This is a genomic window from Pseudomonas sp. HMSC065H01, assembly GCF_001815235.1.
In the GTDB taxonomy this organism is placed as follows: domain Bacteria; phylum Pseudomonadota; class Gammaproteobacteria; order Pseudomonadales; family Pseudomonadaceae; genus Pseudomonas; species Pseudomonas aeruginosa.
The window spans coordinates 328,452-348,998 of record NZ_KV819895.1; the positions used below are offsets into that span (position 1 = coordinate 328,452).

General features: G+C 67.5%; 19 protein-coding genes. 10 read left to right on the top strand and 9 right to left on the bottom strand.

The features are described from left to right. Positions 1-119 precede the first annotated feature (119 nt). Complete coding sequence (locus HMPREF3014_RS17685; RefSeq protein ID WP_003112962.1) at positions 120-875, top strand: NRDE family protein; 756 nt, start codon at positions 120-122, stop codon at positions 873-875. Between the two features lie 3 nt (positions 876-878). Here HMPREF3014_RS17685 and HMPREF3014_RS17690 read toward each other — a convergent pair whose 3' ends face one another. The 3 genes from HMPREF3014_RS17690 to HMPREF3014_RS17700 form a co-directional block, all read right to left on the bottom strand. After that, positions 879-1,916 carry a sensor domain-containing diguanylate cyclase gene (locus HMPREF3014_RS17690; RefSeq protein ID WP_003112961.1) on the bottom strand — a complete coding sequence of 346 codons (1,038 nt, stop codon included), beginning with the start codon at positions 1,914-1,916 and terminating at the stop codon, positions 879-881. Positions 1,917-2,034: 118 nt separating this feature from the next. After that, complete coding sequence (gene ptsP, locus HMPREF3014_RS17695) at positions 2,035-4,314, bottom strand: phosphoenolpyruvate--protein phosphotransferase (protein ID WP_003084404.1); 2,280 nt, start codon at positions 4,312-4,314, stop codon at positions 2,035-2,037. Between the two features lie 22 nt (positions 4,315-4,336). Beyond that, positions 4,337-4,816 carry an RNA pyrophosphohydrolase gene (locus HMPREF3014_RS17700; RefSeq protein ID WP_003084400.1) on the bottom strand — a complete coding sequence of 160 codons (480 nt, stop codon included), beginning with the start codon at positions 4,814-4,816 and terminating at the stop codon, positions 4,337-4,339. A 203-nt stretch (positions 4,817-5,019) separates the two neighbouring features. Between HMPREF3014_RS17700 and HMPREF3014_RS17705 the strand changes: the two genes are divergently transcribed. Both HMPREF3014_RS17705 and HMPREF3014_RS17710 read left to right on the top strand, forming a co-directional pair. Further along, complete coding sequence (locus HMPREF3014_RS17705; protein WP_003110585.1) at positions 5,020-5,673, top strand: histidinol-phosphatase; 654 nt, start codon at positions 5,020-5,022, stop codon at positions 5,671-5,673. A 49-nt stretch (positions 5,674-5,722) separates the two neighbouring features. Then, on the top strand, positions 5,723-6,964 hold the full coding sequence (locus HMPREF3014_RS17710) for an MFS transporter (RefSeq protein WP_016263934.1): 1,242 nt from the start codon (positions 5,723-5,725) through the stop codon (positions 6,962-6,964). On the opposite strand, the gene HMPREF3014_RS17715 is transcribed toward HMPREF3014_RS17710, so the two are convergent. The 4 genes from HMPREF3014_RS17715 to ilvA form a co-directional block, all read right to left on the bottom strand. Next, positions 6,937-7,404, bottom strand: coding sequence for a DUF2269 family protein (locus HMPREF3014_RS17715; protein WP_003084393.1), 468 nt, complete (start codon positions 7,402-7,404; stop codon positions 6,937-6,939). The two genes, HMPREF3014_RS17710 and HMPREF3014_RS17715, sit on opposite strands and share 28 nt — an antisense overlap. Next, on the bottom strand, positions 7,401-8,672 hold the full coding sequence (locus HMPREF3014_RS17720) for an SDR family oxidoreductase (protein ID WP_003084391.1): 1,272 nt from the start codon (positions 8,670-8,672) through the stop codon (positions 7,401-7,403). Before HMPREF3014_RS17720 ends, HMPREF3014_RS17715 begins: the two co-directional genes overlap by 4 nt. Positions 8,673-8,722: 50 nt before the next feature. Beyond that, the gene (locus tag HMPREF3014_RS17725) at positions 8,723-9,190 is read right to left on the bottom strand and encodes a DUF2269 domain-containing protein (protein WP_003084389.1); all 468 of its coding nucleotides are present in this window, start codon (positions 9,188-9,190) and stop codon (positions 8,723-8,725) included. A gap of 119 nt (positions 9,191-9,309) precedes the next feature. Then, positions 9,310-10,848: a threonine ammonia-lyase, biosynthetic gene (ilvA, locus tag HMPREF3014_RS17730; protein WP_071535072.1), complete on the bottom strand. Its 1,539-nt coding sequence runs from the start codon at positions 10,846-10,848 to the stop codon at positions 9,310-9,312. Positions 10,849-11,082: 234 nt separating this feature from the next. Here ilvA and rpiA point away from each other — a divergent pair, with 234 nt between their 5' ends. Together rpiA and HMPREF3014_RS17740 are read left to right on the top strand one after the other, a co-directional pair. Continuing rightward, positions 11,083-11,754 (top strand): ribose-5-phosphate isomerase RpiA, encoded by a 672-nt coding sequence (gene rpiA / locus HMPREF3014_RS17735; RefSeq protein WP_023086903.1) that lies wholly within the window; start codon positions 11,083-11,085, stop codon positions 11,752-11,754. Between the two features lie 122 nt (positions 11,755-11,876). After that, entirely contained in the window at positions 11,877-12,209 is a 333-nt protein-coding gene (locus HMPREF3014_RS17740; protein ID WP_003117874.1) for a YegP family protein, read from the top strand. A gap of 42 nt (positions 12,210-12,251) precedes the next feature. Here the strand turns inward: HMPREF3014_RS17740 and HMPREF3014_RS35320 are convergent, their stop codons facing one another. Further along, complete coding sequence (locus HMPREF3014_RS35320; protein ID WP_016263936.1) at positions 12,252-12,977, bottom strand: CatB-related O-acetyltransferase; 726 nt, start codon at positions 12,975-12,977, stop codon at positions 12,252-12,254. A 289-nt stretch (positions 12,978-13,266) separates the two neighbouring features. Here HMPREF3014_RS35320 and HMPREF3014_RS17750 point away from each other — a divergent pair, with 289 nt between their 5' ends. Then, positions 13,267-15,210 (top strand): autotransporter outer membrane beta-barrel domain-containing protein, encoded by a 1,944-nt coding sequence (locus tag HMPREF3014_RS17750; protein ID WP_031633767.1) that lies wholly within the window; start codon positions 13,267-13,269, stop codon positions 15,208-15,210. Between the two features lie 39 nt (positions 15,211-15,249). Here the strand turns inward: HMPREF3014_RS17750 and HMPREF3014_RS17755 are convergent, their stop codons facing one another. Then, positions 15,250-16,215 carry an SdiA-regulated domain-containing protein gene (locus tag HMPREF3014_RS17755; RefSeq protein ID WP_014602377.1) on the bottom strand — a complete coding sequence of 322 codons (966 nt, stop codon included), beginning with the start codon at positions 16,213-16,215 and terminating at the stop codon, positions 15,250-15,252. 327 nt (positions 16,216-16,542) lie between these two features. Between HMPREF3014_RS17755 and HMPREF3014_RS17760 the strand changes: the two genes are divergently transcribed. The 4 genes from HMPREF3014_RS17760 to HMPREF3014_RS17775 are packed head-to-tail and all read left to right on the top strand — an operon-like array spanning position 16,543 to position 20,394. Further along, a complete protein-coding gene (locus HMPREF3014_RS17760) occupies positions 16,543-17,592 on the top strand; it encodes an ABC transporter ATP-binding protein (protein ID WP_016263939.1) in 1,050 nt (349 codons plus the stop codon). Continuing rightward, positions 17,589-18,518, top strand: a complete 930-nt coding sequence (locus tag HMPREF3014_RS17765) for an ABC transporter permease (RefSeq protein ID WP_016263940.1) — start codon at positions 17,589-17,591, stop codon at positions 18,516-18,518. The genes HMPREF3014_RS17760 and HMPREF3014_RS17765 overlap by 4 nt, the downstream gene beginning before the upstream one ends. Beyond that, the gene (locus HMPREF3014_RS17770) at positions 18,515-19,303 is read left to right on the top strand and encodes an ABC transporter permease (RefSeq protein ID WP_003112952.1); all 789 of its coding nucleotides are present in this window, start codon (positions 18,515-18,517) and stop codon (positions 19,301-19,303) included. Before HMPREF3014_RS17765 ends, HMPREF3014_RS17770 begins: the two co-directional genes overlap by 4 nt. Positions 19,304-19,350: 47 nt before the next feature. Then, complete coding sequence (locus HMPREF3014_RS17775; RefSeq protein ID WP_003084365.1) at positions 19,351-20,394, top strand: ABC transporter substrate-binding protein; 1,044 nt, start codon at positions 19,351-19,353, stop codon at positions 20,392-20,394. The last annotated feature ends 153 nt before the right edge of the window (positions 20,395-20,547 follow it).

The window sequence follows — 20,547 nt, forward strand, 5'->3', positions numbered from 1 at the left end:
ACGCCCCCGTTGGAAAGCCGGCATGGTAACGGAATTGCGCGCCGTGCGGCAGGCGTCGTGCTTGAACGGCGATGGCGGATGCCTTTAGCCTGACGGCCAGCCCATCCCAAGGATCGCGCATGTGCCTGATCGTCTTCGCCTGGCAACCGGGGCACGCCCTGCCGCTGCTGGTCGCCGCCAACCGTGACGAATTCTATGCCCGCCCGAGCCTGCCGCTGGCGGCCTGGGAGGACGCCGAGGGGGTATTCGCCGGACGCGACCTGGAGGCCGGCGGCACCTGGCTGGGGCTCGGCCCGGCCGGCCGTTTCGCCGCCCTGACCAACGTCCGCGATCCGTCGCAGGCTCTCGGCAAGCGCTCCCGTGGCGAACTGGTGGCGGACTTCCTGCGCGGCGGCGGCAACCCGGCCGACTACCTGGCGCAGGTCGCCGGGCGCGCCGCGGACTATTCCGGCTTCAACCTGCTCATTGGCGATCGCCATCAGCTCTGGCACTACAACCCCCGCGTAGGGCCACCGCGCCTGCTGCCGGCGGGGATCTACGGGCTGTCCAACGCGGCCCTCGATACGCCCTGGCCGAAGCTGCTCAAGGCTCGCGCCGCCCTCGCCGAGCGGCTTGCCGAGCCGCATCCGCAGGCCCTGCTGGAGCTGCTGGCCGACGCAGCGCCGGCCGCCGACGGCCAGTTGCCGGATACCGGCGTGGGTCTGGCCACGGAACGCCTGCTCTCCAGCGTGTTCATCGCCAGCCCGAGCTACGGCACTCGCGCCAGCAGCGTCGTACGGGTACACGCCGACGGCACGCGGGAGATGATCGAGCGCAGCTTCGGGCCGTCCGGCGCCCGGCTCGGCGAGGTCAGCCTGGTGCTGCCGCCAGGCTGACCTTCAGCAACAGGCCACGCAATCGCGACGCTGCTTGGCCCGATAGAGGGCGTCGTCCACCCGGCACAGCAGCAGGTCGAGGGTCTCGCCATCATTCAGCACGCCGACGCCAAAGCTGGCGGTCAACCGCTCGCCCATCTCGAAGGACTGCGAGCGAACCCGCTGGCGCAGGCGTTCGGCCAAGGCCGCCGCGGCCTCCAGGCCGGTTTCCGGGAGCAGCAGGATGAACTCCTCGCCACCCCAGCGCGCCAGCACGTCGACCTCGCGCAGCTCGCTGGCAACCAGGCGGCCGAAGGCGACCAGCACGCGATCACCGGTGGAGTGGCCGAACAGGTCGTTGATCCGCTTGAAGTGATCGACATCGATCATCACCAGTGCCGTGGCGCGTCCATGGCGCTGCCGGCGCATCCATTCATGGTGCAGGCACTGCTCGAACTTGCGTCGGTTGTACAGCTCGGTGAGCGGATCGATTTCGCTCAGGCGCTGGGCCTCGGCCATCTTCGAGGCCAGCGCCTGGTTGACCCGGTGCAGCGCCTCGGTGCGCTCGGCCACCAGTTCCTCGAGACGCAGGTTCCAGTCGAACAGTTCCTCGTTGCGCTGCTGCAACTCCAGCTCGACCAGCTTGCGCTGATGGATCTCGTGGTGCGCACCGATCATCCGCCGCGGCTCGCCGCGCTCGTCGAACTCGACGAAACGCCCGCGATCGCTGATCCACAGGTAATCCCCGCTGTAGGTGCGGCAGCGGTATTCCTCGCAGTATTCCGGGCTTTCGCCGTCGAGGTAGGCCTGGAAGCTGGCCATCACCCGCGGATAGTCCTCGGGATGGATGATGCTCTTCCAGGTCTCCACGCTCTCCGGCAGGCTATGCGGCGGATAGCCGAGCATCAGGTACCAGCCGGCGCTGCGGCTGACCTGGTTGGTCGCGATGTTCCAGTCCCAGATCCCGTCGCTGACGATCTCCAGGGCATATCGCAGGGTTTTCTCAAGGTCTTCGCGTGACAGCGGAAGAAGACCTGGCGGCTTCGACGCCCGTTCGTCCATTTTGCGGCAATCCCTCGCACGTTCGACTGGCCAGTGGCCTCTACCGAATGGCAGGCAGTCTATACGCTTGCGGGGAAAGCGTAAGCGCCGCACGACGAAGCGTCCGGCGCGCGGGAAATCAGGGCTGGACGGTAGCCGCCGGGTTGATCACGCGACCCAGGCCGAGGTTGCGCAACGCCAGGTGCAGCGAGCTGTGGATGACCTGCGGGTTGTCGAAGGTGAGCAACTGGCCGAGCAGGTCCCGGGCCTTGTCCAGGGTGATCTGGCGCAGCAGCCACTTCACCTTGGGCAGGTTGGTGGCGTTCATCGACAGGCTGTCGAAGCCCATCGCCATCAGCAGCACGGCAGCCGCGGGATCGCCGGCCATCTCGCCGCAGATGCTCACCGGCTTGCCTTCCAGGTGGGCATCGTCGACCACCTTCTTCAACGCATGCAGAACGGCCGGATGCAGGTAGTCGTAGAGGTCGGCGACCCGCGGATTGTTGCGGTCGACCGCCAGCAGGTACTGGGTCAGGTCGTTCGAACCGACCGAAAGGAAGTCGACCTGGCGGGCCAGCTCGCGGGTCTGGTACACGGCGGCGGGAATCTCGACCATCATGCCGATGGGCGGCATGGCGATGTCCACGCCCTCGTCGCGCACCTCGCCCCAGGCGCGGTGGATCAGGTGCAGGGCCTCTTCCAGCTCGTGGGTGCCGGAGATCATCGGCAGCAGGATGCGCAGGTTGTCCAGTCCTTCGCTGGCCTTGAGCATGGCGCGGGTCTGGACCAGGAAGATCTCCGGGTGGTCGAGGGTGACGCGGATGCCGCGCCAGCCGAGGAACGGGTTGTCTTCCTTGATCGGGAAGTAGGACAGCGCCTTGTCGCCGCCGATATCCAGGGTGCGCATGGTCACCGGCAGCGGGTGGAAGGCACTGAGCTGCTCGCGGTAGATCGCCAACTGTTCCTTCTCGCTGGGGAAGCGGTCATTGATCATGAACGGCACTTCGGTGCGGTACAGGCCCACGCCCTCGGCGCCACGCTCCTGGGCGCGGGCGACATCGGCGAGCAGGCCGGTGTTGACCCAGAGCGGCATGCGGTGGCCGTCGAGGGTCTCGCAGGGCAGCTCGCGCAGGGCCGCCAGGCCCTTGCTCAGCTCGCGCTCCTCGGCGACCACGTCGCTGTACTGGCGCACCAGCTCGGCGGAGGGGTTGGTGTAGACCTCGCCGTGGTAGCCATCGACGATCAGGTCGATACCGTCGACCTTGGAGTACGGCAGGTCGACCGCCCCCATCACCGTGGGGATGCCCATGGCACGGGCGAGGATCGCCACGTGCGAGTTGCCCGAGCCGAGCACCGAGACCAGGCCGACCAGGCGCCCTTCCGGCACCTCGCCGAGCATCGCCGGCGACAGCTCCTCGCTGACGATGATGGTCTGTTCCGGGTAGGTCAGGTTCTGCTTGCGTTCTTCCTGGAGGTAGGCGAGCAGGCGGCGACCTATGTCCTTGACGTCGGAGGCGCGCTCGCGGAGATAGGCGTCGTCCATCAGCTCGAAGCGCTGCACGTGCTCCATCACCACCTGGCGCAGGGCGCCCTGGGCCCACTGGCCGGTACGGATGATGCGCTTGACCTCGTTGCCGATGGAGGCATCGTCGAGCATCATCAGGTAGACGTCGAACAGCGCGCGTTCTTCCTTGCGCAGCTGGCTGGCGAGCTTGCTCGACAGCGCGCGCATGTCGGCGCGAACGCCCTCCAGGGCCTGCTTGAACAGGGCGATCTCGGCGTCGATGTCGTCGACCTGCTTGTCCGGCACCACTTCCAGGTCGGCCGGCGGCAACACCACCACCGCCTTGCCCACCCCGACCCCGGGGGCGCCGGGCACGCCGACGAACTTGGCTTCCTGGATGCCCTTGCCGAGCTTGCCCAGGCCGCGGATCGAACCGGTCGCCTCGGCATGCGCGATGACCCCGGCGAGCTGGGCGCTCATGGTGACGAGGAAGGCTTCCTCGCCTTCGTCGAACTGGCGGCGCTCCTTCTGCTGCACCACCAGCACCCCCATCACCCGCCGATGGTGGATGATCGGCGCGCCGAGGAACGACGCGTAGCGCTCCTCGCCGGTCTCGGCGAAATAGCGGTAGCGCGGGTGGGCGGCGGCGTTCTCCAGGTTGAGCGGCTCCTCACGGGTGCCGACCAGGCCGACCAGGCCTTCGCTGGGAGCCATGCTGACCTTGCCGATGGAACGCTTGTTGAGGCCTTCGGTGGCCATCAGGACGAAACGCTGGGTCTCGGTGTCGAGCAGGTACACCGAGCAGACCTGGGTACCCATGGCTTCCTTGACCCGCTGCACGATGATGCCCAGCGCCGCCTTCAGATCCTTGGCGGAGTTCACTTCCTGGACGATCTTGCGCAGCGTGTTGAGCATGCTCGGGGCCTTGTCTCCGTGTTCAGTCCCGCGCCAGAAGGCGCGGGGCCAGTTCCTTCAGGGCGCGGCGGTAGACCTCGCGCTTGAAGGTCACCACCTGTCCCAGGGGGTACCAGTAACTCACCCAGCGCCAGCCGTCGAACTCGGGCTTGCTGGTGATATCCATGCGCACGCGCGCCTCGTCGGACATCAGCCGCAGCAGGAACCATTTCTGCTTCTGGCCGATGCACAGCGGCTGGCTGTGGGTCCGCACCAGGCGCTGCGGCAAACGGTAGCGCAGCCAGCCGCGGGTGCAGGCCAGGATGCGCACGTCCCCGGCCTCCAGCCCGACTTCTTCGTTCAACTCGCGATACAGCGCCTCTTCCGGCGTTTCGCGATCATTGATGCCTCCCTGCGGGAACTGCCAGGCTTCCTGATTGATACGCCGCGCCCACAGCACCTGCCCCGCCTCGTTGGCGAGAATGATGCCGACATTCGGGCGAAAACCATCGGAATCGATCACGCTGGGACATCCTCGAAATCGCATGTGCCCGCATTGTTCCATAAAGCTTGTGATAGCGGCAACGCGCGGCTTTGCGACTCGTGCGGGGAGGATACAGGGCCGGCAAAAGCCGGTAGGCTAGGGGCTTTCCCAAGGCCCGGTGGGAGCCTTCGCAAAAGGCTCTCGCGGCCCTTCCGCCACCCGCCAACCGATGGAGTCACCCCGTGCGTCTGGCCCTTTTCGATCTCGACAACACCCTGCTCGCCGGCGACAGCGACCATAGCTGGGGCGAATGGCTGTGCCAGCGCGGCCTGGTCGACGCCGCCGAATACCAGGCGCGCAACGACGCCTTCTATGCCGACTACGTCGCCGGCAAGCTCGACGTCCTTGCCTACCAGGCCTTCACCCAGGCGATCCTCGGTCGCACCGAGATGGCCCAGCTGGAAACCTGGCACCGCCAGTTCATGCAGGAAGTGATCGAGCCGATCGTGCTGGCCAAGGGCGAGGCGCTGCTCGCCGAGCACCGCGCCGCCGGCGACCGGCTGGTGATCATCACCGCCACCAACCGCTTCGTCACCGGCCCGATCGCCGAACGGCTCGGGGTGGAGACCCTGATCGCCACCGAGTGCGAGATGCGCGACGGCCGCTACACCGGGCAGACCTTCGACGTGCCCTGCTTCCAGGGCGGCAAGGTGGTGCGCCTGCAACGCTGGCTCGACGAGAACGGCCTGGACCTGGAAGGCGCCAGCTTCTACAGCGACTCGCTGAACGACCTGCCGCTGCTGGAAAAGGTCAGCCGGCCGGTGGCCGTCGACCCCGATCCGCGCCTACGCGCCGAGGCGGAAAAACGCGGCTGGCCGATCATTTCCCTGCGTTGACCCACTGACAGGCGCGCCGTCCGACGGGCGGCGCCACGGCGGCCCCAGGATGCCCCACACAGCCCCCGCTCCCGGCTCGCTGCGGCCGGTCGTGATCGTCGCCCTGGTCACCGCGCTATGCCTGGCCGGCGACTCGATGCTTTATATCGCCTTGCCGATCTACTGGCACGAGGTCGGCCTGGAGGCGCTCTGGCAGGTCGGCGTGCTGCTGTCGATCAACCGCCTGATCCGCCTGCCCTTCAATCCGCTGATCGGCCGCCTGTACAAGCACCTGGCACTGAAGACCGGCCTGCTCCTGGCGGTCGTCATCGGCGTGCTGAGCACCGCCGGCTACGGCCTGGCCAGCGGTTTCCTGGCCTGGGGGCTGCTGCGCGGACTGTGGGGGATCGGCTGGTCGTTCTTCCGCATCGGCGGGCTCTCGGCGGTGGTCTACTGCGCCGCCGACCACCAGCGCGGCCGCGCCATGGGCCTGTACAACGGCCTCTACCGCCTGGGCAGCCTGGTCGGCATGCTGCTCGGCGGGCTGCTGGTGCCGGTCCTCGGCCTGCCGGCGCTGGCGCTGTCCTTCGCGCTCCTGGCACTGCTCGGCCTGCCGCTGCTGGCGAAGGGTTTCGACCTGCCGGAGAGTCCCGCCGGACATGCGCGGACCTCCGCCGCAACGGCAGCCACCAGCGTCGCCAGGCGCCCGCCGCCGCGCGGCCTGGTGATCCTCAGCGGCTTCGCCACCGCGCTCCTGATCCAGGGCGTACTCGCCGCCACCCTGAGCGCGCTGATCGCCCGCAGCTTCGGCACCGAGGTCAGCCTGCTCGGCCTGGCGCTCAGCGCCGCCGGCCTCTCCGGGATCATCCAGGCCCTGCGCTGGTCCTGGGAGCCCTGGCTGGCCGGGCGCTTCGGTGCCTGGTCGGATGGCCCGCGCGGGCGTCGGCGCTTCTACGTGGCTGCGCTACTGGTCGGCGCAATGAGCTTCGGCCTGCTTTCCAGCAGGCTGCCCATTCTCGCCTGGCTGGCCATCGCCCTGCTGGTGATGCTGGTCGCCACCGCCCTCACCACCCTGACCGACGCCCTCGCCGCCGACGTGGCCCGCGCCGGCGACGTGGTCGGTTTCATGACCCGCTACTCCATCGTCCAGGACCTCGGTGCCGCGCTGGGCCCGGCCCTGGCCTTCCTCCTGCTGGAGCGGCCCGGCGGCTTCGCCTGGTTGTACTGGGGCGGTTCCCTGGCGCTCCTGGTCCTGGCGTTGCTCTGGTTGCGCCGAGCGGACTCTCAGACCGGCTTGTTGACCATCAGGTAGAAGATGACCATGAAGGCGATGAAGGCCGGCCAGCCGAGGATGAACCAGGCGTTCATGTAGCGGTACGCCAGCGGTTCGATGGGCCGCGCCTCGCGCAAGGCCGCCTCGGCCATGTCGCGTACGCGGATCTGCAACCACACCACCGGTAGCCAGCAGAGCCCGGCGAACACGTAGAGGCCCAGGCTCCACAGCAACCAGCCCTGGGCCAGCGACCAGCCGGCGACATGCACCATGGCCAGGCCGCTGAGCGGCTGGAACACCGCGGTGGTGGCGATGAACAGCCAGTCGGCGGTGACCAGGTGGCGGAAGGTCACCGCGATCACCGGCAACTGCCCGCTGCGCCAGGCACGCAGGGCGTAGTAGGCCGACCCCAGGCCGGTGCCGAAGAGAATGGTCGAGGAAAGGATATGCAGGGTCTTCAGCAGCAGGTAAAGGTTCATCCACGGGCCTCCCTGGCTCGAGGTTCGTCGCCCAGCAGCCAGAGCGTGGCCACCATCAGCACGATGTTCTTGCCGACCGCCATGTAGGGGTCGTACCAGTAGTGCGGCAGGATCAGGCTGATCGCCAGGCTGTAGCCAAGCATCAGCCAGAACTGCGCCAGCAGCGCGCGCCGACGCCAGCGGCGGAGCAGCAGGCCGACGCCGAGCGCGCCGTCGAGCAGGGCCCCGGCGATCACCGCCAGGCTCGCCGGCCAGCCGTGGATGCCGGCCTCGCCGAGGATCCGCAGGCCCCAGCCGTAACCCGGCCCCAGGCAGGCGACCAGGGTACCCAGCCAGATCAGCACCAGGGCCGCCAGCATCAGCGGCCGCATCAGCGCCGCCAGGCTGCGTGCCGCCTGCGGCCAGCCGAGCAGCCGACTGGCCAGCGGCGCGCAACGATAGCCGCAGGCCTCATCGAGGAGTGCCGGGTCGGCCAGGTTGTCGTGGCGCACCAGCTTCAGCATCGATGGACTCAGTGTCCGCCAGCCAGCACGCCGGCCAAGCCCGCCCAACGCATCGAGAAGCGCCGCGGGCGGCACCACATAGCGGCCGCGCGGCCAACCCTGGGCGCGGCGCAGCTCGTCCAGCAGCTCGCCCTGGGTCAGCGCCTGCGGACCCACCAGCGGAATCACCTGCGCCCGCTCCGGCCAGCAGCGCAGCAAGGCCAGCACCGCGCCGACCAGGTCCTCGACATGCAGCGGTTGCAGGCGCGCGCGATTGTCCAGCAAGGGAATCAGCGGTAGCGGCGACAGGCGTTCCAGCCAGGCGCTGCTGGCGCCGCCCGGCCCCAGCAGCAGGGACGGGCGCAGCACCAGCGCCGGGATGCCCAGTTCCAGCAGGTGGCGGTCGGCCGCCGCCTTGCTGGCGAGGAAGGCCACGTCCGGGTGCGCACCGGCGCCCAGCGCGGAAATCTGCAGGACCTTCGCCCCATGGGCCGCAGCGAGGTCGAAGAGTGCTCGCGCGCCGCTGTCCTGGACGCGAGCCATGCTCGCCTCGTCGAGGCTCATGGTGCCGGCGGCGTTGATCAGCAGGTCGACCCCGGCGGGCCAGGCGAAGCTGTCCGGCCTTTCCGCAAGCCGCTCCAGGTCGAGCGCCAGCCAGCGTACGCCGGCAGGCGCATCGACCGGCGGGCGGCGCGCGGTGAGGAGCAGTTCGTGTCCGGCGGCGAGCAGCGCCGGGAGCAGGTGCCGCCCGACGAAACCTCCCGCGCCTACCAGCAGAATACGCATGCGTTCCTACAGAACCGGCGAAGGCCGGTGAAGTCCATTTCGTTGGCGTTTCAGAGCGGCTTGCTGACCATCAGTACCGCCACCGCGATGAAGCTGGCCGCACCGAGCAGGGCCATGACCAGGCCCACCTTGATCTCGCGCAGGGTCTGCTCGCCCAGCGCGGCCCCCGCCGTCTCGGCGGCGCCGGCCTGGTGCTGGACCCGCGCCAGGCGGCCGGCGAGGACCAGCCAGAAGATGCAGCCGAGCAGATAGAGGCAGGCGCCGAACAGCAGCCAGCTCTGGCCCAACGGCCAGCCGGCCAGGTGCACCAGCCACCAGCCGCTGACCGGCAGGGCCAGCAGGCTGAGCCCCAGCAGCGGCCAGCCGATCAGGCGGACCCGCTTGAAACCGCGCGCGATCCGCGCCGCGTCGCCCGTCCGCCAGCTGCGCCAGGCGTAGAACGCCAGGCCGAGCAGGCCGCCGAAGAGCAGCACGGTGGCGACTCCGTGGAGAATCTTGATCTGGAGAAAATGTTCCATCAGCGCATCCTTGTCCGTGTTCCCGGCCCGTTTGAGGGGCCGGGGGCGGGCTCAGTTCCCGAGGAAGGAGATCACCTGCCCGTGAAGCTTAGCAGCCCGTGTCGGCGAGCCGCCGCGGGTCAGCCGAGGAACAGCTGGTAGGCCGGGTTGGCGGTCTCGTCCCAGTACGGATAGCCGATCGCCTCCAGGGTCTGCGGGATCAGGTGGCGCTCGTCTTCCGGCACCTGCAACCCGGCCGCCACCCGGCCGTCGGCCGCGCCATGGTTGCGGTAGTGGAACATCGAGATGTTCCAGCGCCCGCCGAGCTTGGTGAGGAAGTTGAACAGCGCGCCGGGCCGCTCGGGGAATTCGAAGCGGAACACCATCTCGTCGCTGACTTTCACTGCATGGCCGCCAACCATGTGGCGGATGTGCAGCTTGGCCAGTTCGTTGTCGGTCAGGTCGAGGACCGGGAAGCCCTTCTCGCGCAGATAGGCCACCAGCGCCTCGCGCGGGTCGTTCTCCGGGTGGGTCTGCACGCCGACGAAGATGTGCGCCTCGCTGCCGCTGTGGTAGCGATAGTTGAACTCGGTGATCTGGCGCTTGCCGACCGCCTCGCAGAAGGCCTTGAAGCTGCCCGGCCGCTCGGGAATGGTCACCGCGATGATCGCTTCGCGGCGCTCGCCCAGTTCGGCGCGTTCGGCGACATGCCGCAGGCGATCGAAGTTGACGTTGGCGCCGGAGTCGATCGCCACCAGGGTCTGCCCCTCGGCGCGCTCGCGCTCGACGTACTTCTTGATCCCGGCCACCGCCAGCGCGCCGGCCGGCTCGGTGATCGAGCGGGTGTCGTCGTAGATGTCCTTGATCGCCGCACAGATCTCGTCGGTGCTGACGGTGATCACTTCGTCGACGTGGTCCTTGCAGATGTCGAAGGTGTGCTGGCCGATCTGCGCCACCGCCACGCCGTCGGCGAACAGCCCGACCTGGCCCAGCACCACCCGCTCGCCGGCGGCCATGGCCGCCTGCAGGCAGTTCGACTCGTCCGGCTCGACGCCGATCACCTTGATCTCCGGACGCAGGTACTTGACGTAGGCGGCGATGCCGGCGACCAGTCCGCCACCGCCCACCGGGACGAAGATCGCATCGAGGCGGCCGGGCTGCTGGCGGAGGATCTCCATGGCCACGGTGCCCTGGCCGGCGATGGTGTCCGGATCGTCGTAGGGATGGACGAAGGTGTAGCCCTTCTCGTCGACCAGCTTCAGCGCGTGGGCCAGCGCCTCGGGGAAGGCGTCGCCGTGCAGCACCGCCTTGGCGCCGTGGGCGCGCACCGCCTGGACCTTGATCTCGGGGGTGGTCTTGGGCATCACGATGACCGCCCTGATCCCCTGCCGCTTGGCCGCCAGGGCCAGGCCCTGGGCGTGGTTGCCGGCCGAGGCGGCGATCACCCCGCGGGCCTTCTCCTCCTCGGTGAGCTGCGCGACCTTGTTGTAGGCGCCGCGGATCTTGAAGGAAAACACCGGCTGCAGGTCCTCGCGCTTGAGCAGGACCTGGTTGCCGAGGCGTTCGGACAACTGGCGGGCGGGTTGCAGGGGCGTTTCCACCGCGACGTCGTAGACGCGCGAGGTGAGGATCTTCTTGACGTATTGTTCGAGCATCGGAGGCGGTTCGGCGGACTTCACGGAAGCCCGGAGTCTACTCCAGGCCCGCCGGGCGGACTACCGGCGTGCCGCAGGAAAACACCGCGACTGCCGGTCATCCGGGGCAAGACCGGAGGACGCCAGGCCGCTATAATTCGTCCCTTCGTATCGCAGCGGCACAGGACGTGCCGGAAACCCGCCGGGCCGCCCCGGCCGCGCGCACCCTCCGCCTGCGCCGCCGGGACGGCCGGCCAGGCAACCAGACAGGCACCCGGGATGAACCAGGATCAGCTCAAGCAGGCAGTGGCACAGGCCGCCGTCGACCACATTCTTCCGCACCTCGACAGCAAGAGCATCGTCGGCGTCGGCACAGGCTCCACCGCCAACTTCTTCATCGATGCCCTGGCCCGCCACAAGGCCGAGTTCGACGGCGCAGTGGCCAGTTCGGAGGCCACCGCCAGGCGCCTGAAGGAGCATGGCATCCCGGTCTACGAGCTGAACACGGTCAGCGAGCTGGAGTTCTACGTCGACGGCGCCGACGAAAGCAACGAGCGCCTGGAGCTGATCAAGGGCGGCGGTGCCGCGCTGACCCGCGAGAAGATCGTCGCCGCGGTGGCCAAGACCTTCATCTGCATCGCCGATGCCAGCAAGCTGGTGCCCATCCTCGGCCAGTTCCCGCTGCCGGTGGAGGTCATCCCGATGGCTCGCAGCCACGTCGCCCGCCAACTGGTGAAGCTCGGCGGCGATCCGGTCTACCGCGAAGGCGTGCTGACCGACAACGGCAATATCATCCTCGACGTGCACAACCTGCGCATCGACAGCCCGGTGGAACTGGAAGAGAAGATCAACGCCATCGTCGGCGTGGTCACCAACGGCCTGTTCGCCGCCCGCCCGGCCGACCTGCTGCTGCTCGGCACCGCCGACGGCGTCAAGACCCTCAAGGCCTGAGCCCGCTCGCCCCAGGCCGATGACCGGTGCGGGGCGACACTGCAACAAAAGCGGCTACGCTGTGTCTCAGCAGACGGCTGGTCCGTTGCGATCCGCCTCACCCCGTGAACAAGGAGCTAGACATGGCAGCCAAATTCCATCTGAAGAAAGCGAAAGACGGCCAGTTCCACTTCAACCTGCATGCCGCCAACGGCGAGATCATTCTCACCAGCGAACTGTACAAGGCCAAGGACTCGGCGCTCGGCGGCATCGAGTCGGTGCGCAAGAACTCCCAGCGCGACGGTGCCTTCGAGGTCAAGCCGGCCAGCAACGGCAAGTTCCACTTCGTGCTCAAGGCCACCAATGGCCAGGTCGTCGGCCAGAGCCAGCTCTATGCCAGCCAGGCCAACGCCGAAGCCGGCGTGCAGTCGGTGAAGCGCGCAGCGCCGGAAGCCGGTCTCAGCGACGAAAGCTGACCCAGCCCTGGCCGCCGTCGACACCGGCGGCGGCTGCGGGCCTCAGGACAGCCATTCGATGGCGAACGGCTTGTGCCGGATGCGCAAGCGCCGCGCCTCCTGGCACGCCTGCGGCGGCCGACGCTCCAGCGCCTCGACGCAGGCCTGCGGATCGTCCAGCGGCAATTCGCCAAGCACGTCCAGCGGCAACTCCCACCAGCGACTCGCCAGCAGTCGCTCGATCAGCTCCGGCGCGAAGCGATAACGGAGCACCCGCGCCGGCGAGCCCGCCACCACCGCGTAGGGCGGCACGTCGCGATTGACCAGCGAGTGCGCGCCGATCACCGCGCCGGTGCCGATCTCCACCCCATCGAGGATCAGCGCGTCGCGCCCGATCCATACATCGTGGCCGATCCGCGCCGGGGTCGCTTCGCGCTCGGGCTGCAACGGCTTGCGCAACAGCTTCGGATTGGCGGTGAAGGCGTGGGTGCTCAGCCAGTGCATTGGATGCGAGCGGCGCGGCTGACCGATCACCACCCCGGTGGCGATCGAGCAGAAGCGGCCGATGCTGGCCACCTCCAAGAACTCGCAGCCGCTGACCACGTCGGTATAGGCGCCGACCTCCAGTGCCGGCGAATGGATCTTCGCCTTGCCCAGCTTCACGTTCGGCTCCAGCGTCACCTGCGTGCCGTCGCGCAGCGTCTCGACCCCGCTGGCCATGCGGCAACCGTGACGTGCCAGGGCCTTCTTCAGGCGACGGTTGAGCAGGGCTTCGCGGAAAATGTTCATGCGACGGGTATCCAGGAGATCGGCAGGGCGAGCACTGTAAATCGACCGCTCGCGGTTACCAAGCCCCGAAACGGGAAGTCACGCCCCAGTACCGGCCATCGCCGGTAACACTACGTCCAGCACGAAGCTTCCCGCCCATCGCCAGGAGCGACGCTTCTTACAGCCTGGCGACACCGCAGGTCGACCAGGCGTCACTTCGTGCCACCGGGACATGAAACGGTCCGCATCCTGCTTTCCGCGGCGCGAGCATCATTCGATGCACCATCGTACCGACACAGAGGAAAGTGCCGTGTTCAAACCATTAGCTGTCGCTGTAGGCCTGGGATGTGCCGCGCTGTCGTTGGGCGCCAACGCCTACCAATACGGGGAATACGCCGGGGAGACCCTGGAGCGCCTGATCACCGACTACCCGGGCCGCTATCGCGGCACCGCCAGCTTCGCCGGCGCCAGCGAACTGATGCAGTCGCGCCTGGGCTTCGGCTACCAGACCAGTCGCCAGGACTTCACCTGGGCCGGCAACCGCAGTTCACAGAACGTCATCGCCTCGGCGCCCGGTAGCAGCGGGAAGTTCCTGGTACTCGGCGCGCACTACGACACCTACTACGGTCGCCCGACCCTGCAGGGCCTGGACGATAACGCCTCGGGCGCGGCGGTGCTCACCGAGATCGCCCGCAACCTCGGCGGCATCGCCCTGGAGAACGGCCTCGAGGTGGTCGGTTTCGGCGCCGAGGAGGAAGGCCTGCGCGGTTCGCGTGCCTACGTCGAGTCCCTCGACGCCAGCCAGCGCGCCAACCTGCTGGGAATGATCAACCTCGACAGCCTGGTCACCGGCGACAAGATGTACGCCCATGCCGGCTCCAACAGCGTGTCCAGCCCGGCCCTCGGCGCCTACCGCGAACAGATCCTGCGCATCGCCCGCGAGCTGGACATCCCGTTGTTCACCAACCCCGGCCTGAACGCCGAATACCCGACGGGTACCGGCTGCTGCAGCGACGGCGAAAGCTTCAACGGGATGGACATCCCGGTGTTGTTCATCGAGGCGACCAACTGGGAACTGGGCGACCTGGACGGCTACGAGCAGACCGACAACCCGGCGATTCCCGGCGGCTCAACCTGGCACGACCCGGCCGAGGACAACAAGGAAGTACTGACCAACGCCCTCGGCCAGGAGCGCATCGAGCAACGCATGCGCGACTTTTCCCGCCTGCTGACGCGCCTGGTGCTGGAGCTGACCAACGCCGACCTGCTGGCCTCCACCGCCTCCGGCGGCGCCCTGGCGCGGCAGATGGAAGACCAGTTGCAGCGCCAGCATCAGGCACTGACCCGCCTGCACGACCGCCGCTGGCTGACCCTGCTCGGCAGCAACCGGCCGGTAGGCAGCTTCGACGGCGAGGTGGGCGCGGAGGGCGAGGTCTCGCCGGACAGCGGTTTCGACATGCCTGGCAATCCGGAGTCCAGGCGCGCCGGCGTGCATCTGCTCGGCGACTACCGCTACAGCGAGGCCCTGACCCTTGGTGGCAGCCTGGCCTTCCAGCGCAGCCGCGACAAGCTGGACCATGGTGGGCGCATCGAGGGCGACACCTGGCAGCTCGGCCTGTTCGGCCTGTACAACGACGGCGGTCCGGAATGGCTGGCCGGCGAGCTGAACCTCGGGCATACCCGCTACGACAGCAAGCGTTCGGTCTACCTCCAGGCCGCCGGCGGGCCGGTGCTGCTCGACCAGCGTCTGTCGGGCGACACCTCGGCCTGGTCCTGGGGTGCCCGGCTGGAAGGCGGCTATGACTTCAGCTTCGGCGAACTGCGGAGCGGGCCGCTGGCCGGCCTCGACTACATGCGCTACCGCATCGACGACTTCCGCGAGGACGAGGCCCTGCGTACCGCACTCGGCTACGAGAAGCAGGACTACGACTCGCTGGAGGCGAGTCTCGGCTGGCGCCTGCGCGGCGAGCTGGCGCTGGGCGCGAGGATGCGCCTGCAACCCTACGCCAGCCTGCGCTGGGTCCGCGAGCTGGCGGACGGACGCCTGGACGACATGGACCTGACCAGCCGCGGCGACGGGCGTGTCCGGGTCGCCGACATGGGCGGCGTGGACAAGGATTTCGGCCGCGCCCAGCTTGGCGCGCAACTGGCAATCACCGAGCAGCTCGGGGTCTTCGCCGAAGCCAACAGCCGCTTCGCCCACAGCGAAGGCAACCAGGCGGGCTATTCGCTCGGGGTGAACTGGCAGTTCTGAGCGGGCCAGGGGACGCTCCTGCCGTCCCCGTAGGCCGCGTCAGGGCTGCGCCGGCTCGTCCTTGCTGAACACGTAGAACAGGTTCGGCTCGCTGACTAGGTAGAGCACGCCACGGTCGTCCATCGCCACGCCCTCGGCCTGCGGCACGCTGCGCTTCAGGCCGTGCATGCCGCGCAGCAGCGACAGGGTGCTGACCGGCTCGCCGTCGGTGTCCAGCTCGACTACCAGACGCGACTCGTCGGACAACGCCAGCAGGTGCCCGGTGCCCTCGTCGAACTGCAGGCTGGACAGGTCGCGGACGAACAGGCGCTTGTCGCGCCCGGGGTCGTCCACCACGTGCACGGCGAACGGTTTGTCCGCCTGGGTGTGGGGGAAACCGTGGATCTCGTAGATGCGCACCGGGTCACGCTCCTTGGCGACGAACAGGCGCTTGCCCTCGGCGTCGTAAGCTAGCCCTTCGAAACCCTTGTTGCCGTTGAGGCCGATACCCAGCGAAAGCTGCTGGGCATCGGCAGCGTCGATGAAGCGCGTGTCGTCCTCCAGGCGCACCTTGACCAGGCGTTGCTGGCGCTCGTCGGTGATCACGTAGACACCGCGGCTGATGTACTCGATGGCCTCGGCGTCGCCGAAGCCGGTCAGCGGGATGGTCCGCAGTACCTTGCCCTGCAAGGACAGCTCGATGATCTGCGCCGGCTGGTTGGTCACGGTGAACAGGGTGCGCCGGTCGGGATCGAAGGTCAGCGCGGAAACGTCGTCGTTCAACCCCTCGATGGGCTGCGCCTCGATCCGCACGCGGTAGTCCGGCAGCCATATCGAGCGCTCTTTCCAGGCATCGGCGTGACGCCACTCCTGGACGGCGAACCAGGCCCGGTCGAAGACGCGGAAGCTCTGGCCGAGAAGGACCAGCGCGGCCAGCGCGACCAGCAGGACGGCCAGCAGCAGACGGCGAGGCGTAAAAGCTCGGGACATGGAAAACGGCTCGGGAGTTTGGGCGTGGATAGTCATAGCATAGAGCCTGTACGCTGTATGGAAACGGGCTGCGCCCGACCTTTCCTACGCAAGCTACGGCTCCAGGCTGAAGCCAAGCTTAAAGTCAGCCAGCCGCCCGGGCGACTCGGACAGGTCCGAGTTTCCTGTCCGAAAGAGACGACAAGAGAGCATCCGCAGTCTTCTTCCAGCGCCACCAGATTGGCCTGTTCGATCCCTTATTGGCCGCATCTATCGTTCTGCGCCCGCGGCGCCCCGGTCATTATCGAACCGCAGCAGGTGAAGCGGGCCCCAGAAACCGCAAAACCTCAACAATAACAACTGCTTGACTGCATGGAATTCAGCATGACCAGCGCGATAGCCATCGAGCGGATCTGCATGGAATTCGGTACCCCCGGCCAAGGCCTGAAGGCCCTTGACGATGTGTCCCTGGATATCCACGCCAACGAATTCTTCACCCTCCTCGGCCCTTCCGGCTGCGGCAAGACCACCCTCCTCCGCCTCATCGCCGGCTTCGAACAGCCCAGTTCCGGCAGCATCCGCCTCTATGGCGAACACATGGAAGGCCTGCCGCCGTTCCGCCGCCCGGTCAACACGGTGTTCCAGAGTTATGCGCTGTTCCCGCACATGAGCGTCGCCGAGAACATCGGCTTCGGCCTGGAGATGCAGGGCCGCCCGCGCAGCGAGATCGACGCCACCGTGAGCCGCATGCTCGACCTGGTGAAGCTGCCGGAGGTCGGCAAGCGCCGCGCCGACCAGTTGTCCGGTGGCCAGCAGCAACGCATCGCCCTGGCCCGCGCGCTGGCCAGCCGGCCCAAGGTGCTGCTGCTCGACGAGTCGCTGTCGGCGCTGGACCTGAAGCTGCGCAAGGAAATGCAGATCGAGCTGAAGCGCCTGCAGCACGAGACCGGGATCACCTTCATCTTCGTCACCCACGACCAGGAGGAAGCGCTGACCATGTCCGACCGCATCGCGGTGATGAGCAAGGGCAAGGTGTTGCAGGTCGGCACGCCCAGCGACATCTACGAGGCGCCGCTGAACCGAGCGGTCGCCGACTTCATCGGCGAAACCAACTTCCTCGAGGGCCAGGCCGACGCCGACGGCGTGCGCCTGGCGGACGGCCAGCGGCTGGCCGCGACGACCCCGGGCAGCGGCGCTGTGACCTTGGCGATCCGCCCGGAGCGCACCGAACTGGCCGCCGACGGCCAGTTGGAAGGCGTGCTGGAAAACATCGTCTATGTCGGCACCGATACCGTCTACCACCTGAACGTGGCCGGACAGCCGGGCTTCCGCGTGCGCCAGCAGAACCGCGACGGCGCACGCTGCCCGCACAGTCCGGGGGCGAAGGTGCGGGTGCGGATTCCCGCCGCCGCCATCCGGGTGCTCGCCGAATGAGCACCGCCGGCCGACCTACCGCGCAACAGTCGGTCGAACGCCGGCAGCTGCGTCGGCGCCTGCTGCTGAGCAGCCCGGCGATGCTGATGCTGGTGCTGTTCCTGGTGATCCCGCTGGGCATCATGTTCGCCGTGTCGATCCAGCAATCCGGCGACTACGGCGGAGTGAAATGGGGCCAGCACAGCCTGGAGGCCTACCTCAATTTCCTCTGGGAACGCGACCTGGACGACAGCCTGGTGTTCAACGCCGACTACCTGGGCATCTTCCAGCGCTCGTTCTGGCTGTCGCTGCTGACCACCCTCGGCTGCCTGGCGCTCGGCTTCCCCACCGCGCTGTACCTGGCGTTGCAGCCGGAACGCCGGCGCAACCTGCTGCTGTTCCTGGTCACCGTGCCGTTCTGGACCAACCTGCTGGTGCGGGTCTACGCCTGGATCCTGCTGCTGCGCAACGGCGGGCTGGTGGACGCCGGCCTGCAAGGCATCGGCCTGACCGACACCGGGCTGGGGCTGCTCTATACCGACAACGCGGTGATCATCGGCCTCCTTTATACCTACCTGCCGTTCATGGTGCTGCCGATCTACAGCAGCCTGGAAAAGATGGACTGGCGCCTGGTGGAGGCGGCATTCGACCTCGGCGCCAACCGCTGGAAAGCGCTGCGCCGGGTGATCGTGCCGCTGGCGATGCCGGGGATAGTCGCCGGCTGCATCCTGGTATTCATCCCGGCCCTGGGCAGCTACATCATTCCGGAATTGCTCGGCGGCGGTAAGGCGCTGATGATCGGCAACCTGATCCAGCTGCAATTCGGTACCGCGCACAACTGGCCGTTCGGCGCCGCCCTTTCGTTCGCCCTGCTGGCCTTCGTCCTGCTGGCGATGCTGATCTACAACCTGCGCTTCCGGGCCAACGCCGGCGGAGGCCAGCCATGAACGGCCGCAATCCACTCTGGACCTTCAGCGGCGTGCGCCAGGCCGCCTGGCTGTTCTTCGCCTTCCTCTACATCCCGATCCTGGTGCTGGTAGTGCTCAGCTTCAACAGCGGCCAGTCGGCGACGCTCTGGGAGAGCTTCAGCCTGAAATGGTATGCGGTGGTGGCCAACGATCCGGAAATCCTCCGCGCGGCGAAGAACTCGCTGCTCGTCGCCACCCTCGCCACCCTGGCCTCGACCGTCCTGGCCACCCTCGCCGCGCTGGGCATGCGCGGTCGCGCCTTCCGCGGGCAGACCCTGATGAACGGCGTTCTCGGCCTGCCGCTGCTGGTGCCGGAGATCGTCACCGCGGTGGCGACCCTGATGTTCTTCTCCTTCATCGGCCTGAAGCTGTCGTTGTTCACCATCCTCATCGCCCACATCGTGTTCTGCATCCCCTTCGCCTACCTGCCGATCCGCGCCCGCCTGGAGGGCCTGGACCCGCGCCTGGCGGAGGCCGCCGCCGACCTCTACGCCTCGCCGTGGAAGGCCTTCTGGAAAATCACCCTGCCGCTGCTGATGCCCGGCGTGCTGTCCGGGGCGATGCTCGCGTTCATCATCTCGATGGACGATTTCGTCATCACCTATTTCGTCGCCGGCGCCGGCGCAACCACCCTGCCGGTGTACATCTTCAGTTCCATCCGCATGGGCATATCCCCGAAGATCAATGCGATTTCCTCGATCATCCTCATGATTTCCATCGCCTTCGTCGCCCTGTCGTACTACCTCGGCCAACGCCGCCGCTGAGAACCTGCCTCCACGAAGAAAAAACAGAAGATCGCCAGGAGTCCATCATGACCTACCGCACACCGCTCACCCTGCTCTTCGCCGCCGGTCTAGCCCTGGGCGGCCAGGCTCGCGCCGAAGGCACCCTGCACTTCGCCAACTGGTCGGACTACTACCCGCCGGAGTTGCTGAAGAAGTTCGAGAAGGACACCGGGATCAAGGCCACCCTCGACGCCTACGACAGCAACGAGACGCTGCTGGCCAAGCTCAAGGCCGGTGGCGGCGCCTACGACGTGGTGGTGCCGTCGGACAGTTTCATAGAAATATTCGTCAAGGAGGGGCTGCTGCAAAAGCTCGACAAGAGCCAGTTGCCGAGCCTGGGCAATCTGAAGGAAAACTTCCGGACCCTTGGCTTCGATCCCGGCCACGACTACAGCATTCCCTATCTCTGGGGCACCACCGGCTACAGCTACGATACGGCGAAGGTGCCGGGCGGCAGGCTGGAAGAAAGCTGGAAGCCGTTCTTCGAACCACCAGCCGAGCTGAAAGGCAAGGTGGTGGCTCTGAACTCCATCGAGGAACTGTTCATTCCCGCCACCTACTACCTCGGCATCGACGAATGCACCGAGGACGCCAGGGAAGCGCAGAAGGTCCTCGACCTGCTGCTCAGGCAAAAGCCGGCGCTGGCCATGTACAACAGCGACGGCACCATCGAGCGCATGGCCGCCGGCGAGGTCGCCATGCACCAGCAGTGGAACGGCGCCTTCCACCGCGCCCACGCCCAACGCGCCAGCCTCGAATACGTCTATCCGAAGGAAGGCATCCGGCTGTTCATCGACAACTTCGCGATTCCGCGCGACGCCAGCAACGTCAAGGAAGCCCACGTCTTCATCGACTGGATGATGCGCCCGGAGAACATCGCCGCCGCCTCCAACTTCGCCAAGTACAACAACGCCATCGTCGGCTCGGAGAAATTCATGGAGAAAGCACTGTTCGACGACCCGGCGATCAACACCCCGCAGGACAAGCTCGACCGCCTGAAGCCGTTCAAGCTCTGCTCGCCGAAAGCCCTGGCGTTGCGCAGCAAGGTCTGGACCAAGCTTAAGAAATAATCGACGCGGCGCTGGCGGCCAGCTCGCGCCAGCGCTGGCCGGCCAGCCAGCTTGGCCATTTCGATCCCTTTTTGACCGTCTACAGGGTTCTCCCCGGCGAAACCGGATTGCTAGAGTCGAACCGCGCCCTCCTCGAGGGGTCGCCCGGAGCCG